The sequence below is a fragment of the Streptomyces sp. UC4497 genome (genome assembly GCF_054871485.1).
Genome location: NZ_JBTYHB010000024.1, coordinates 36464 through 50826, shown reverse-complemented (window position 1 = coordinate 50826; position 14363 = coordinate 36464). Strand labels below are relative to the sequence as shown.

The following is a 14363-nucleotide window of genomic DNA, read 5'->3' as shown; positions in this document are numbered from 1 at the left end:
AGGTTCGGGTTCGTTGCCTGTTGCGAGGTTCCAGCCGCCGGTTTCGAGAGCCGGCGCCCCGGTCGCCGCAATGGGACGCACCGGGTAGGGCGGGATTTCGCCCACACGAGTACCGTATGGAGTTGACATGGGCGTTTTTGCCAGGTTTCGCCGGAAGGCCAATGCTGCGGAGGAGGCGTCAACCGCCGAGCCCCAGGCCGCCACTCTGACGGCCGCTCCGGAGGTGGCTGACGCCGAGGAGCCCACCGAGGCCGCCGCGGCTCCCAGCGGGCAGCAGGAGGCCACGGAGGCCGCAGCCGACGGCGAGCCGGCCGAGACCGCCGTGGCGGAGGGCGTGGAGATCCCGAAGCAGCAGTCCGCGGAGCAGGCCGCTGACAACGAGGCCGGTGAGGCCGCCCGCAAGTAGCTCCAGGGTTCGGTGCGACGGAAGGTGCAGCGATGGGCATCATCGACTCGTTGAAGGCCAGGTTCGGCCCCGCCAAGAGCAAGGTCTCCGACCTCGCGCAGCAGCACGGGGACAAGATCGACCAGGGCTTGGAGAAGGCCGGCAGGATGGTCGACGAGAAGACCAAGGGCAAGTACAGCGACAAGATCCAGATGGGCACGGCCAAGGCCAAGGACGCTGTCGACCGGATGTCCGCGACAGAGGGCAAGAACGCCGAGAACGCCAAGGACGCCGACGGCCGGAACACCCCGCCGCCGCCGCCTTCCGCGGCTTCCTGACCCCGCGCGCCCCACAGACGGCGACGGCCGCGAACCCTTTGGGTTTCGCGGCCGTCGCCGTCTGTGGGGCGTTTCGCGCTACATCCAGGACGTGGCGTTTCGCGCTACGTCCAGGACGCGACGAAGTAGCCCACTCCGTAGGGAGCGTCCTCGTACAGGAGGCGGCCCGTGCCTTCCCGCTTGTCCCAGGCGGCGCTGAGGAGCTGCCATGGGGCGCGTCCGGAGATCTTCAGTTCGCGGGCGAGGTCGGCGTCGAGGTTCGCGAGCGTGCCGTCGACGTCGAGGTCGCGCAGTGCCGCGGCGATGGCCGCGTCCACGCCCTCGGCGCGCTCGTCCAGGTAGCCGGGGGCCTTCAGCGTGCGGCAGGCCGTGCCGTCGCCCATGACGAGGAACGCGACGCGCTCCGCTCCGGCCTGCCCCTCGGCGAGCCGGAAGGCATCGTCGGCATGGGCGGACGACGAGCCGTCGCCCGCCACCTCGTAGCCGCGCACCGCACCGGTCCACCCCGCGCGCGCGAGCAGCCACGCACCTACGGAGAGGGACGGCGGGAGCGTCGCCTCGACAGGGGCGGACGGCGCCGCCCCCAGGTGCACATCGAGGTCGACGCCGAAGGGGCGGAAGGAGCCGCGGGCACCCGGCTCGTGGATGCCCGGGCGCGGGCCCTCGCCGATGACCCACACCAGGTCGGGCTCCGCCGCGAGCAGCGCCGCGATCGCCTCGTCGCCGGCCGCGCGCGCGGCGTCCAGTTCCGGAGCCGCGCCCGCGGCGACCTCGGGCACGAGCAGGGGCGGGCACGGGCAGGCGGCAGCGGCGACAAGCATGATCGGCAGCCTACTGCGCGCCCACCGGGCGCGGGAAAGGCGGCCGTACTCCCCGAGGAGTGGCCGCACTCCTCCAAGAGGCGAGCCCCGTCAGTCGACGGCGCAGCCCCCGGTCACCGCGGGCAGCGGCTCGGGAACGCCGATCTTCGGAAGGCCGAGCAGCACGCCCTGCTTCTTGTCCTGCTCCTCCTGGTTGCGCTTTTCCCACGCGTCGCCCGCGCGCGTACGGCGCACATTCAGGACGTCGCCCTCGGCGAGCAGGTGGTGCGGGGCGGCGTACGTGATCTCGACGGTCACGACGTCGCCGGGGCGCACCTCGGCCTCGGGCTTGGTGAAGTGCACGAGGCGGTTGTCGGGGGCGCGGCCGGAGAGGCGGTGGGTGGCGCCGTTCTTGCGGCCCTCGCCCTCGGCGACCATGAGGTCGACGGTGCGGCCGATCTGCTTCTTGTTCTCCTCCCAGGAGATCTCCTCCTGGAGGGCGACGAGGCGCTCGTAGCGGGCCTGCACGACCTCCTTGGGGATCTGGTTCTCCATGGTGGCGGCCGGGGTTCCCGGGCGCTTGGAGTACTGGAAGGTGAAGGCCTGCGCGAAGCGGGCCTCGCGCACGACGTGCATCGTCTGCTCGAAGTCCTCCTCGGTCTCGCCGGGGAAGCCCACGATGATGTCGGTCGTGATGGCCGCGTGCGGCATGGCCTCGCGGACCTTCTCGATGATGTTCAGGAACCGCTCCTGGCGGTACGAGCGGCGCATCGCCTTCAGGACCGTGTCCGAGCCGGACTGCAGCGGCATGTGAAGCTGCGGCATCACGTTCGGGGTCTCGGCCATGGCGGCGATCACGTCGTCCGTGAAGTCGCGCGGGTGCGGGGACGTGAAGCGCACGCGCTCCAGGCCCTCGATGCCGCCACAGGCGCGCAGCAGCTTGCTGAAGGCCTCACGGTCGCCGATGTCGCTCCCATAGGCGTTGACGTTCTGGCCGAGCAGCGTGATCTCGGAGACGCCCTCGCCGACCAGGGCCTCGATCTCCGCGAGGATGTCGCCGGTCCTGCGGTCCTTCTCCTTGCCGCGCAGCGCCGGGACGATGCAGAAGGTGCAGGTGTTGTTGCAGCCGACCGAGATCGACACCCAGGCCGCATACGCGCTCTCGCGGCGGGTGGGCAGCGTGGAGGGGAAGGCCTCCAGGGACTCGGCGATCTCGACCTGCGCCTCTTCCTGGACGCGGGCGCGCTCCAGGAGGACGGGCAGCTTGCCGATGTTGTGCGTGCCGAAGACGACGTCCACCCAGGGCGCCTTCTTCACGATGGTGTCGCGGTCCTTCTGGGCGAGGCAGCCGCCGACGGCGATCTGCATGCCCGGACGCTGCGCCTTCATGGGGGCGAGGTGGCCGAGGTTGCCGTAGAGCTTGTTGTCAGCGTTCTCCCGCACCGCGCACGTGTTGAAGACCACGACGTCGGCGTCGCCGTTGGCGCCTTCGGGGGCGCGCACATAACCCGCGCCCTCCAGGAGACCCGACAAGCGCTCGGAGTCGTGGACGTTCATCTGGCACCCGTAGGTGCGCACTTCGTAGGTCTTCGGGTGCTCGGGTGAACGGTCGTCCACGGCCGGACGCGGGTCGCTGCTGCTCATGACAACAAGGGTATGGGGTTCCCGGAGTGGTTCTGTGGCGCCGTCCTCGTGCTGCCGACGCCGTGGCAACAACGTCACCGAACGTGACCACAAGGGGACGTTCCGAACCTGGCCACCGCGCGCCCCCAACTGGCAGGATCACGCCATGCCGCAGCCGCCCCTCCGCGTGACCCGCCGCAGCGCCCTCATGGGTTCCGTGGCCGGACTCGTGGTGTTCGGCCTGCTGTTGTGGTGGCTGCTTCCGTTCGGTGAGCAGTCGCCCCGGGGCCAGGTGACCTTCAGTACCGGCGCGCGCACGGGCGTCTACGAGAAGTACGGCAAGCTCCTCAAGCGCGCCGTGGACCGCGACCTGCCCGACCTGGGCGTCACCCTCACCGGCAGCGAGGGCTCCTGGGAGAACGTGCAGCGCGTGGCCACCGGCAAGGCGGATTTCACCATCGCCGCGGCGGACGCGGTCGCCAAGTACCAGTCCGAGGGCCGGGCCGGAGCGGACCGGCTGCGCGGCTGCGCCCGCCTCTACGACGACTACATGCAGCTCGTCGTGAAGCGGAACTCATCCGTACAGAAGGTGGCCGACCTGCGCGGCATGAAGGTGGCCGTGGGCGGGCGCAGCTCGGGGGTGCGGCTGATCGCCGAGCGGATCCTGAAGGCGGCGGGGCTCGACGTCCGCAAGGACGTCACCGAGGTGGGCATCGGCATAGACGCCATGCCGAGCGCCCTGGAATCGGGTGAGATCGACGCGTTCTTCTGGTCCGGGGGCCTGCCCACCAACCACGTACGGGAGTTGTCCAAGAAGGCCCCGATCCGGCTCGTCGAACTCGGCTCGCTGGTCGACGATCTGCACGCCATGGGCGGCTACTCGCGCTACTACCGGGCCGCCGTGATGCCCGCCGATGCGTATCCGGCGGCCCAACAGGGCAAGACCGTCGACACGTTGGCGGTGGCGAACCTGTTGGTGACGACCGACCGGGTCGATCCGGAACTGACCGAGGCGGTCACCCGTACCGTCATCGACAGCCGCGACCACATCGGGGCGCAGGTGCACGCGGCCCAGCTCGTCGACCTCAGAACGGCCGTCTACACGAACCCGCTCACGCTCCACGAGGGCGCGCGCCGCTACTACCGCTCGGTCAAGCCCTGAGCGGCCGTCTCCCGGCCTGAACCGTTCTCTCCGCGGCCGGGCCCCTCGCCCGTCTCCGCGACCCCCTGGACCGGCACAGGTGCCGTCCTGGGCACCCGCAGCGTCACCTCCAGGCCGTGCGGTTCCCGCCGCGCGTACCCGAGGGAGCCGCCGCCCGCCGTCAGCAGCGCCCGCGAGATGGACAGGCCGAGGCCCGAGCCCTTGATGTTCTGGTGCCGACCGCTGCGCCAGAACCGGTCGCCGATTCGGGCGAGTTCCTCTTCGCTCAGGCCGGGACCGCCGTCCGCGACCTCGATCACCGTCGCGTCTCCGGTGGCCTCGGCCGTAACGGTCACCTGCTCACCTTCGGGCGTGAACTTCAGGGCGTTGTCGACCACCGCGTCCAGGGCGCTGGACAGCGCGACCGGGTCGGCCCAGCCCGTCACCGCGGGGCAGTTGGCAACGAGCCGTACGCCCTTCTCGTCCGCCAGGGGGCGCCAGGCCTCCACCCGCTCGGCGGCCAGCTCGCCGATGTCGGTGAGCTGAAGATCCGCGGCGGCGTGCTCGGCCAGGGCCAGGTCGAGCAGGTCGTCGAGGACCCGGCCGAGGCGCTTGCCCTCGGCCTTCACCGACCCGATCTCCTCGTTCCCCTCCGGCAGTTCGAGAGCCAGTACGTCGATGCGCAGCATCAGAGCCGCGAGCGGGTTGCGCAGCTGGTGCGAGGCGTCGGCGACGAAGGCGCGCTGCTGCTCGAGCACGTCCTCGACGTTGTCCGCCATCTCGTTGAACGACCGGGCCAGGCGCCGGAGTTCCGGCGGACCACCGGCCGCCGCGACCCGCGACTTCAGTCGCCCTGTGGCGATGTCGTGGGTCGTCGCGTCCAGGACCCGTACGGGCCGCAGCACCCAGCCGGTCAGCCGCAGCGCGGCGCCCACGGAGAGCAGCATCGCGGCCACCTCGCCGGCGCCGATGACCAGCCAGCCGCGCAGTGTCTTGCTGCGCATCGCGCCGGTCGGCGACTCGGTGACCACGACCGCGACGACATCACCGTCCCGGATGACGGGCGACGCGACCACGAGCCGGCCACCCCGCTGCCACGGCCACACCTGCGGCGGATCGTGGCTGCCGCGCGAGTACAGCGCCTCGTCGAACGCGGCGCGCAGCTCACCGTCGGAGCCCGGCGGCGGCATCCGGAAGTCGTCGGGCGCGCGCCCCATGGGCTGCTCGTCCCGGTAGAAGACGCCCGCCTTGATGCCGTACACATCGTGGTAGCGGGCGAGTTCGGTGCGCAGCGTCTGCTGCCGCTCGTCGCTCACCAGCTTCTCGCCCTTGCCCGCCTTGTCCGGGCGCGTGGTCACGAACTGTGCGAGGGAAGCGAACCGCGCGGTGTCGTCGATGCGGTCGACGACCACCTTCTGCTGCTGGGCGGAGGCCACGCTCACGGCCAGCGGAAACCCGAGTGCGAGCAGCACGCCCGCCATGAGGACGATGAGCAGGGGAAGCAGGCGGGCTCGCACGCCAGGACTCTACGGCTTCTGTTACGCGGCCGGGGCGACGAGCCGGTAACCGACTCCCCGCACGGTCTCGATGAGCGTGGGCATGCGCAACTTGGAGCGCAGCGAGGCGACATGCACTTCCAGGGTGCGCCCCGTGCCCTCCCAACTGGTCCGCCACACCTCGCTGATGATCTGCTCCCTACGGAAGACGACGCCCGGACGCTGCGCCAGGAGGGCGAGCAAGTCGAACTCCTTGCGGGTGAGTTGGACCACCTCTCCCGCGACCACGACCTTACGGGTGGGCAGATCGATGCTGACGTCCCCGAACTGCACCTCGTGGTCGACAGTGGCGGCGGGTTCCTCCTGCACCGTACGACGGCTCACCGCATGGATGCGGGCGAGCAGCTCTCCTATGTCGTACGGCTTCACTACGTAGTCGTCCGCGCCGAGGTTGAGCCCATGGATGCGCGACCGTACGTCCGCGCGCGCGGTCACCATGATCACGGGCGTCGTGGTGCGCTTGCGGATCCTGCCGCACACCTCGTAGCCGTCCAGGTCGGGCAGGCCCAGATCGAGCAGCACGACACCGAAGGCGTCCGCCTCGGGCACCAGCGCCTGCAGGGCCTCCTCACCGCTGCGCGCGTGCCGGACCTCGAAGCCGTGCCGGGAAAGGACCGCCGAAAGGGCACCGGCCACGTGGTCGTCGTCCTCGACGAGAAGCAGTCTCATTACGCCCCCTCACCTCTCCCGCGCGGTTCATCAAGGCATCCACTCCGAAAAGTAAGGACGGCGTCAAGGGCCTTCCGGTTACGGCCGTGTTCCGTTATCCAGCCGGTATGAGCGCCCCGCGCCCCCTTCACGCATAGTGTCCGGTTGCGGCCGGATCGTTATGCTCAATTTCCCCTCAGATGTAATGACGCTGGTCGTACGGGGTTACTACTGTCCTCCCAACCGAGGAGGACGGAGCAAGACCCCGATGACCGAAGTTTCGGTGACCAAGGACGCCACTCCCCCTGCGGGCGACGCACTGGTCGCACTGAGCCGAGTCAACAAGCACTTCGGCGCGCTGCACGTGCTCCAGGACATCGACCTGACCATCGCGCGAGGTGAGGTCGTCGTCGTCATCGGCCCGTCTGGCTCCGGCAAGTCGACGCTGTGCCGCACGATCAACCGCCTGGAGACCGTCGATTCCGGCGACATCGCGATCGACGGCAAGCCGCTGCCCCAGGAAGGCAAGGAACTGGCACGCCTGCGCGCGGATGTGGGGATGGTCTTCCAGTCCTTCAACCTCTTCGCGCACAAGACGGTGCTGGAGAACGTGACGCTGGGGCAGGTCAAGGTCCGCAAGGCGGACAAGAAGACGGCCGAGGACAAGGCGCGTGCGCTCCTCGACCGGGTCGGTGTCGCCGCACAGGCCGACAAGTACCCCGCACAGCTCTCCGGCGGCCAGCAGCAACGCGTCGCCATCGCACGGGCGTTGGCGATGGACCCGAAGGTGATGCTCTTCGACGAGCCGACGTCGGCGCTCGACCCGGAGATGATCAACGAGGTCCTGGAAGTGATGCAGCAGCTCGCACGGGACGGCATGACGATGGTGGTGGTCACGCACGAGATGGGCTTCGCCCGCTCCGCGGCCAACCGCGTCGTCTTCATGGCGGACGGCCGGATCGTCGAGGAGGCCGTCCCCGACCAGTTCTTCAGCAATCCGCGCAGCGACCGGGCCAAGGACTTCCTGTCGAAGATCCTGCACCACTAGACACGCGCCCCGCGCGGGCCCTCAACCGAAGCCCCGCGCACGCGTGTTGCCTTATTCCCTACTGCCGAATCTGCCGACACGAAGGATGTTCACCATGAAGCTCCGTAAGTCCGCCGCAGCGGCTGCCGCCGTCGCCGCTCTCGCGCTCACCGCCACCGCCTGTGGCGGCGAGTCCGGCAACGCCGGCGACAAGCCCGCCGGGGCCTCGGGTGGCAAGAACCAGCCCAAGCTGCCCACGTACGCGGTGAAGAGCGATGTGAAGGTCGACTCCGCGACTCTGAAGAAGGCCCAGAAGGCCGGCAAGATCGTCATTGGTTCCAAGGACGACCAGCCGTACCTGGGCTTCCAGGACTCCGGTGGCAAGCGCTCCGGCTTCGACATCGAGATCGCCAAGATGGTCGCGGCCGACCTCGGCTTCAAGGCCGACCAGATCACGTTCAAGACGATCGACTCCGGTGTCCGCGAGACCACCATCTCCAAGGGCGATGTCGACCTCTACGTAGGCACGTACACGATCAACGACGAGCGCAAGAAGCAGGTCGGCTTCGCGGGCCCGTACATGCAGGCCGGCGCCGACCTCCTGGTCCGCAAGGACGAGAAGGGCATCACGGGCCCGACCTCCCTGAAGGGCAAGAAGGTCTGCTCCATCAAGGGCTCGACCCCGCTGCAGGAGATCAAGAAGCCCAAGTACGGCGCCGAGACCGTCGAGCTGGCGAAGTACTCGGAGTGCGTGCAGCAGCTGCTCAACAACGAGGTCGACGCCGTCACCACCGACGACGCGATCCTCAAGGGCTACGCCGCGCAGAACCCGAAGAAGCTCAAGGTCGTCGGCAAGCCCTTCACCGAGGAGCCCTACGGCGTCGGCATGGCCAAGGACGACAAGGCCCTGCGCGACGCGGTCTCCGACGCCATCGAGGCGCACGAGAAGAACGGCGACTACAAGAAGGCCTACGACGCGACGCTCGGCCTCTCGGGCGCCGAGTACGTCGAGCCGCCGGCCCTGGAGCGCTACTGAGCGCTGCTGAGCGTTCCACGCTCCTGAGCGTCCAGCCGCCTGTCTCTCGCAGGCAGTGAGTTGACCGTGCCCCTGTACGCCGTCACACCGAGCACGACGTCCGTGACGGCGTACAGGGCGCGGCTCCCCCTGCCCGACCGCTGCCGCCCCACGAGGAACTCCCCGTGAATGTACTGCTCGACCACCTTTCGGAATTCCGCGAGGGATTCCTCGGCACCATAGGCCTGACCCTGGCCAGTGGCCTTGTCGCGATGCTGCTCGGCACGATCCTCGCCGGCTTCCGGGTCTCGCCCGTACCGCCCCTGCGGTACTTCGGCACCGCCTGGGTCACGCTGTTCCGCAACACCCCGCTGACGCTGCTGTTCCTCGTCATCTGGTTCGCGGTGCCCCAGGTCCTCGACTTCGGCTTCAGCCCGTGGGTCAAGGCCCTGATCGTGCTGAGCTGCTACACCTCGTCGTTCGTCTGCGAGGCGGTGCGCTCCGGCATCAGCACCGTGCCGCTCGGGCAGGCCGAGGCGGCGCGCTCGATCGGCATGTCGTTCTTCCAGACGCTCGGCCTGGTCATCCTGCCGCAGGCGGTGCGCACCGTGCTGCCGCCGCTGAGCTCCATCTTCATCGCGCTGACCAAGAACTCGGCCATCGCGGGCGCCTTCAGCGTCACCGAACTGTTCGGCTGGCAGAAGCTGTTGAGCGACCAGGGATACCCGATCGCCTGGGTCTTCCTGTGGGTGGCACTCGGCTACCTGGTCATCACCTTCGCCATCAGCATCTTGTTCCGGGTGCTCGAGAGGACCCTGGAGGTCGCCCGATGAGTGCCAGCGTTCTCTACGACGCCCCGGGCCCCAAGGCCCGCACGCGCAACCGGATCTACACCGTCGTCGGTACGCTCGCGGTCGTCGGTCTCATCGCCTTCGTGGTCATGCAGCTCGCGTCCAAGGACCAGTTCGCCACGGCCAAGTGGGACATCTTCAACTACGCCAACGTTCGTGCGGCGATCCGTGACGGCATCCTGACCACCCTGAAGGTCTTCGCCGCCGCCGGCGCGCTCTCACTGGTGTTCGGCGTCGTCCTGGCGGTGGCCCGCTACTCGGAGCACCGGCCGATCCGCTGGTTCGCCACGGGCTTCATCGAGCTGTTCCGCGCCATCCCGCTGCTGATCACCATTTACGCCCTGTGGGTTCTTTTCCTCACCTACAAGAGCGACCTGGGCGTCGTCGGCCAGAACAACTCCTTCTGGGCGCTGGTGATCGGCCTCACGGTCTACAACAGCTGTGTACAGGCGGAGGTGCTGCGGGCCGGCTTCCAGGCCGTGCCGCGCGGCCAGGTCGAGGCGGCCTACGCGCTGGGGCTGCGCAAGTATCAAGTGATGACCATGCTGCTGCTGCCGCAGGCGATCCGCTCGATGCTGCCGACGATTATCAGCCAGCTGGTGGTCACCCTCAAGGACACTTCGCTCGGCTACATCATCACGTACGCGGAGCTCCTGTACGCGGCCCGCAAGCTGGCCAACAACACGTTGGTCGAAGGCGAATACCCGTACGTTCCGGTGCTCATCGTGACCGGCACGATCTACGTCCTGATGTGTCTGGCCCTGTCCGGGCTCGCCAACTGGATCGAGCGGCGCGGCCGCCGCGCCAAGACCGGCATCAAGGTGGCCGCGGCCGCCGAGCCCGTCGCCGAGGGCGGTCTGATGGACGCCGCGGACCTGCCCGGCGGGGCGGGCCACGGCTCGGCCGCCGCCGAGGCCGTCGAGCGGCCGGCGACCGATGACCGATCCGAAGGACCCGACTCGCCGAGGAGTTGACCCGACCCCGGGCGCGGGGCCGAAGCTGTACGGCGGCAGTGGCGTGATCGCCACTGCCGCCGTCACTTGACGCAAGCACCGGCAATGGGTTGCATACGCTCTGTGAACGCGCACCCCGCTCCAACTGCCCGTCCTTGCACGTCCAGTACGCCGCCCGTGCCCTGGCACGGGACACTTCCCGGCGGGTCTCTCGGGGCGGGAGGGGCCGCACCGTGGACCCGGTGATCGTTGTCGGCGCGGGTCCCGTCGGGCTCGCGCTGTCCCTCGCCCTCGCGCGAAACGGCGTACCCTCCGTGATTCTGGACGAGGGCCCCGGCAAGGACGAACAACGCCCCGCCCGCACGGTGGTGCTGCGCGAGGACACCGCGGCGCTGGCCGAGCGGCTCGCCGGTACGTCGTTCGAGGGCATCGGCGCCCGCTGGACGGGATGGCGCTCCATGCGCCGCAAGCAAGTGATGGGTGTGCTCACCTTCGGTGAGCAGAACACGCAGAGTGAGCCCGGAGCATCCGGTGGACCGGGGTCACCCAGTGGGCCGGCATCGCCCGGCGAAACGCTTCCCGCGCCGCTGCACATCGCCCAGCACGATCTGACCGACGCCCTGCGCAGGGCCGTCGACGCCGAGCGGCTCATCAAGGTCGCCGTCAACAGCCGCCTCGACTCGCTCGAGGAGGAGAAGACGGGCCTGACCGCACACACCCGCGGACCCAAGGGCACGTGGTGGCGCGGCAGTTATCTCGTGGGCTGCGACGGTCCGCGCTCCACGGTCCGCAAGCTCCTCGACATCCGCTTCCCCGGCCGCACCGCCGTGGAACGACACGCGGTCGCCGCACTGCGCGCGGAACTTCCGTGGCCCGGTGAGGCGTTGCTCCATCGGAGCCCTCCGTGGCGGACCTCGGGCCGCTCGGGCTCGGAGGTCGTCGGCCGCCCCCTCGCCGACGGCGTCTGGCGCCTGGACTGGTTGCTGCCGCCCCGCAGCGACCTGGTCACCCCGGATGTCCTCGTGACCCGCATCCGGGAGACCCTCGCGGGCTGGTGCGGAGGCTCCACCCCGCCGTACGAACTGCTCGACACCGGAGTCCATACGGTCCACCACCGGCTCGCCCGCCGTTGGCGCGTGGGCCGTGTCTTCCTGGCGGGGGACGCGGCGCACCTGCTGGGCGCGCTCGGCACCCAGGGCCTGGACGAGGGGCTGCGCGACGCCGACAACCTCGCCTGGAAGCTGGCCCTCGCCTGGCACGACGGGGCGCACTCCGCCACCGACGCGCTGCTCGACAGCTACCAGACCGAGCGCCGTGCCGTGGTGGCCGGACGGCTGCGCGCGGCGGACCAGGCGCTGCCGATACTGCGCGGTGGCGGCGGGCTGCGGGCGTACGTCCCCGGCGCCGCGCGCGGGCACGACGCGCTGCTCACGGACGGTCACTTGGGGCACGGGCCGCTCGGCGCGCCGGGGGCGTACGCCGACTCGCCGCTCGCACCCGCTCGCTCCGAGTCGCAGGTGGAGGTGGGCACGGCGCCCGGCTCGCCGATCACCGACGTCGAGGTGACGGCGCCCGACGGCTCGTTCGTACGGCTCCGGGACCGGCTCGGCCGCGGGCCCCTGCTCGTCGTCCTCGTCGCCCCCGGGACCGGGGTGTGGGAGCGCAAGCACTGGATGTCGGCGGGTCTGATGCCACGGCTCGCGGCGGCCGTCGCGGCGCTCCCCCACGAGGCCGAGCTGCTTGTCGCGGAGCATTACCCACAGGCCGCGGCGCACACGGTGCTGCTGATCCGGCCCGACGGCCATCTGGTCACGGCGCTGAGCGGCGTACGTCCGGCGGAGCTCTACGAGGCCGCGCGCTCGGCCCTCGGCAGGCCCGCGGAGGAGAAAGGTCCGGTGAAGAGCGGCGCCGGCCGCTGAACCGCTCGCCGACCTGTCGGTGAGTTGACCGTCTCCTGCCCCCATGGTGTACTCCGGAGCGTGACGGTCGACACCGATGTACGCCTGTGGCGGAGGGTCCATATGGACCTCATCCGCTACGCGGGCTGCGTGTGTCACCCCTCCTGCTGAATTCGCATCCCTTCCTTACACGCGCCTGCCTCCGGCGTATCCGGCGGCGCGTGCTTCTCGCGAACTCCCAGGACGGTACTGGTGTCCAGTTTCACGCAATCCCTCGCGCACTCCGCTGCGCATTCCCGTACGGCTCCCTCACAGGCGCCGTCCGTCGCGCCCACGCAGGGCGACCTCCTCGCATTCGTCCGTCGCGTCGCTCAGGACCGCGACCTGATCGACTCACTGCCGCTCGATCCGGAGGGCCGTACATGGGTGCGGCTCGAAGGCCCGGACGGCAGCGAGGCCTGGCTCATCGGCTGGCCGCCGGGCACCGGCACGGGGTGGCACGACCATGCCGAGTCCGTCGGCGCCTTCCTGACCGCGGGCGGCGCGCTCACGGAGAACTCGCTCGCCGCCCGCCTTCCCACCGACGGGTGGAAGACCCTGGAACTCTCCGAAGACGTCGACAGGGAACGGCACTTGACGGTGGGTGAGGGACGCGCCTTCGGCCGCCACCACGTGCACGAGGTCCTGAACGAGTCGCCCACCGAGCACGCCGTCTCGGTCCACGCCTACTACCCACCGCTCCCCCGGATCCGGCGCTACAGCCGCACCGGCCCGGTGCTGCGTCTGGAGTCGGTGGAGCAGCCGGAGGACTGGCAGTGAGCGCTTCATCACCGGTGGGCATCGACGAGCTTCTCGAGCAGGTGCGATCCGGTCTCGACCGGGTCGAGGCGCGGGACGCGTGCGACGCGGCGTCCCGTGGCGAGGCGCTCCTGGTCGACATCCGGTACGCGGCGCTGCGGGAGCGCGACGGCCTGATCCCCGGGGCCCTTGTGGTCGAGCGCAACGAACTGGAGTGGCGCCTCGATCCCCGAGGCAGCCACCGCGCTCCGGAGGCCACCGGTCACGACCTGCGCGTCGTGGTCGTCTGCAATGAGGGCTACGCGTCGAGCCTCGCCGCCGCCTCCCTGCACCAACTGGGCCTGCACCGCGCGACGGACCTGGTGGGCGGATTCCAGGCGTGGCGAGCGGCGGGGCTGCCGGTGACGGGGGCCTGAGGGGGTACGCCGTGGTGGGCCGGGGCGTCGGCAGGCCGCGGTGGACCGGGGGCGCGCGAACACGGCGCTCCCGGCTCCCGGCTCCCGGCTCCCGGCTCCCGGCTCCCGGCTCCCGGCTCCCGGGGAGTCCTTACTCCCCGAACCCCAAGTCCTCGGTGTCCTCCCCCTCTTCCTCCAACGCCTGCCGCACCACCCGCAGCGCCATGCCCTCCGGATACCCCTTGCGGGCGAGCATCCCCGCGAGCCGGCGCAGCCGCTTGTCACGCTCAAGCCCCCGCGTGGAACGGAGCTTGCGCGCAACGAGTTCGCGCGCGGTCTCCTCCTCCCGCTCGGAGTCGAGCTGCCCGACCGCCTCGTCGATCACCGTCGAGTCCACGCCCTTGGTCCGCAGCTCACGGGCGAGCGCCCGGCGGGCGAGTCCCCGGCCGTGGTGCCGCGACTCCACCCACGCGTCCGCGAAGGCGCTGTCGTTGATCAGCCCCACCTCTTCGAAGCGGGTGAGTACCTCGTCCGCCACGTCGTCGGGGATCTCGCGCTTGCGCAGCGCGTCGGCCAACTGCTTGCGCGTGCGCGGAGTCCCGGTGAGCAGACGCAGACAGATGTTCCGCGCCCGCTCAGCCGGGTCTCCTGACGGCGCCCCCCGCTCGGCCCTCGACGAGTCAGGGGGGCCGTCGTCCTGTCCGGCACCGGGCGGATCCCCGAATCCGCTCCGGCGCCGACGCCCACGCGGCCCGGCTCCGCCCCGCTTGCGTCCACCACGGCGCGGCCCGTCCGCCGCGCCGCTCTCCGCCTCGACGTCATCCCCGGCCTCGCCGTACGCCATGTCGTCGTACGCCCCGCCACCCCCGCTCCCCCAGCCCTCGGGAACGGCGGAGCGTACGTCGTCATCGGCCCAGTCGGTTCGTCGTGTCACG

General features: G+C 70.3%; 16 protein-coding genes. 11 read left to right on the top strand and 5 right to left on the bottom strand.

The annotated features are described in order from the left end of the window. Positions 1 to 223: 223 nt before the first annotated feature. Positions 224 to 406: a gliding motility protein gene (locus tag ACYSUO_RS28250; protein ID WP_461779056.1), complete on the top strand. Its 183-nt coding sequence runs from the start codon at positions 224 to 226 to the stop codon at positions 404 to 406. A 32-nt stretch (positions 407 to 438) separates the two neighbouring features. Continuing rightward, the gene (locus ACYSUO_RS28245) at positions 439 to 723 is read left to right on the top strand and encodes an antitoxin (RefSeq protein ID WP_461779055.1); all 285 of its coding nucleotides are present in this window, start codon (positions 439 to 441) and stop codon (positions 721 to 723) included. Positions 724 to 827: 104 nt separating this feature from the next. Here the strand turns inward: ACYSUO_RS28245 and ACYSUO_RS28240 are convergent, their stop codons facing one another. Both ACYSUO_RS28240 and miaB read right to left on the bottom strand, forming a co-directional pair. Next, complete coding sequence (locus ACYSUO_RS28240) at positions 828 to 1544, bottom strand: class III extradiol dioxygenase subunit B-like domain-containing protein (RefSeq protein ID WP_461779054.1); 717 nt, start codon at positions 1542 to 1544, stop codon at positions 828 to 830. Positions 1545 to 1634: 90 nt separating this feature from the next. After that, positions 1635 to 3167 carry a tRNA (N6-isopentenyl adenosine(37)-C2)-methylthiotransferase MiaB gene (miaB, locus tag ACYSUO_RS28235; RefSeq protein ID WP_461779053.1) on the bottom strand — a complete coding sequence of 511 codons (1533 nt, stop codon included), beginning with the start codon at positions 3165 to 3167 and terminating at the stop codon, positions 1635 to 1637. Positions 3168 to 3312: 145 nt separating this feature from the next. On the opposite strand from miaB, the gene ACYSUO_RS28230 reads away from it, so the two are divergent. Beyond that, positions 3313 to 4308 carry a TAXI family TRAP transporter solute-binding subunit gene (locus ACYSUO_RS28230; protein WP_461779052.1) on the top strand — a complete coding sequence of 332 codons (996 nt, stop codon included), beginning with the start codon at positions 3313 to 3315 and terminating at the stop codon, positions 4306 to 4308. Here ACYSUO_RS28230 and ACYSUO_RS28225 read toward each other — a convergent pair. Continuing rightward, positions 4287 to 5804, bottom strand: coding sequence for a sensor histidine kinase (locus ACYSUO_RS28225; protein WP_461779051.1), 1518 nt, complete (start codon positions 5802 to 5804; stop codon positions 4287 to 4289). The genes ACYSUO_RS28230 and ACYSUO_RS28225 overlap by 22 nt on opposite strands. A gap of 21 nt (positions 5805 to 5825) precedes the next feature. Next, positions 5826 to 6512, bottom strand: a complete 687-nt coding sequence (locus ACYSUO_RS28220; protein WP_461779050.1) for a response regulator transcription factor — start codon at positions 6510 to 6512, stop codon at positions 5826 to 5828. Between the two features lie 247 nt (positions 6513 to 6759). On the opposite strand from ACYSUO_RS28220, the gene ACYSUO_RS28215 reads away from it, so the two are divergent. The 8 genes from ACYSUO_RS28215 to ACYSUO_RS28180 all read left to right on the top strand — a co-directional run bounded on the left by ACYSUO_RS28215 (position 6760) and on the right by ACYSUO_RS28180 (position 13449). Beyond that, on the top strand, positions 6760 to 7539 hold the full coding sequence (locus tag ACYSUO_RS28215; protein WP_426900098.1) for an amino acid ABC transporter ATP-binding protein: 780 nt from the start codon (positions 6760 to 6762) through the stop codon (positions 7537 to 7539). Positions 7540 to 7633: 94 nt separating this feature from the next. Then, a complete protein-coding gene (locus ACYSUO_RS28210; protein WP_461779049.1) occupies positions 7634 to 8554 on the top strand; it encodes a glutamate ABC transporter substrate-binding protein in 921 nt (306 codons plus the stop codon). 164 nt (positions 8555 to 8718) lie between these two features. After that, positions 8719 to 9366: an amino acid ABC transporter permease gene (locus ACYSUO_RS28205; RefSeq protein WP_426900102.1), complete on the top strand. Its 648-nt coding sequence runs from the start codon at positions 8719 to 8721 to the stop codon at positions 9364 to 9366. Further along, on the top strand, positions 9363 to 10358 hold the full coding sequence (locus ACYSUO_RS28200; protein WP_461779048.1) for an amino acid ABC transporter permease: 996 nt from the start codon (positions 9363 to 9365) through the stop codon (positions 10356 to 10358). The genes ACYSUO_RS28205 and ACYSUO_RS28200 overlap by 4 nt, the downstream gene beginning before the upstream one ends. A gap of 212 nt (positions 10359 to 10570) precedes the next feature. Next, positions 10571 to 12256 (top strand): FAD-dependent monooxygenase, encoded by a 1686-nt coding sequence (locus tag ACYSUO_RS28195; protein WP_461779047.1) that lies wholly within the window; start codon positions 10571 to 10573, stop codon positions 12254 to 12256. A gap of 60 nt (positions 12257 to 12316) precedes the next feature. Beyond that, the gene (locus ACYSUO_RS28190; protein ID WP_323187227.1) at positions 12317 to 12406 is read left to right on the top strand and encodes a putative leader peptide; all 90 of its coding nucleotides are present in this window, start codon (positions 12317 to 12319) and stop codon (positions 12404 to 12406) included. A gap of 81 nt (positions 12407 to 12487) precedes the next feature. Further along, positions 12488 to 13054 carry a cupin domain-containing protein gene (locus ACYSUO_RS28185; RefSeq protein WP_461779046.1) on the top strand — a complete coding sequence of 189 codons (567 nt, stop codon included), beginning with the start codon at positions 12488 to 12490 and terminating at the stop codon, positions 13052 to 13054. Further along, the gene (locus ACYSUO_RS28180) at positions 13051 to 13449 is read left to right on the top strand and encodes a rhodanese-like domain-containing protein (protein ID WP_461779045.1); all 399 of its coding nucleotides are present in this window, start codon (positions 13051 to 13053) and stop codon (positions 13447 to 13449) included. The genes ACYSUO_RS28185 and ACYSUO_RS28180 overlap by 4 nt, the downstream gene beginning before the upstream one ends. A gap of 130 nt (positions 13450 to 13579) precedes the next feature. Here the strand turns inward: ACYSUO_RS28180 and recX are convergent, their stop codons facing one another. Continuing rightward, on the bottom strand, positions 13580 to 14362 hold the full coding sequence (recX, locus tag ACYSUO_RS28175; RefSeq protein WP_461779044.1) for a recombination regulator RecX: 783 nt from the start codon (positions 14360 to 14362) through the stop codon (positions 13580 to 13582). Between the last annotated feature and the right edge of the window lies 1 nt (position 14363).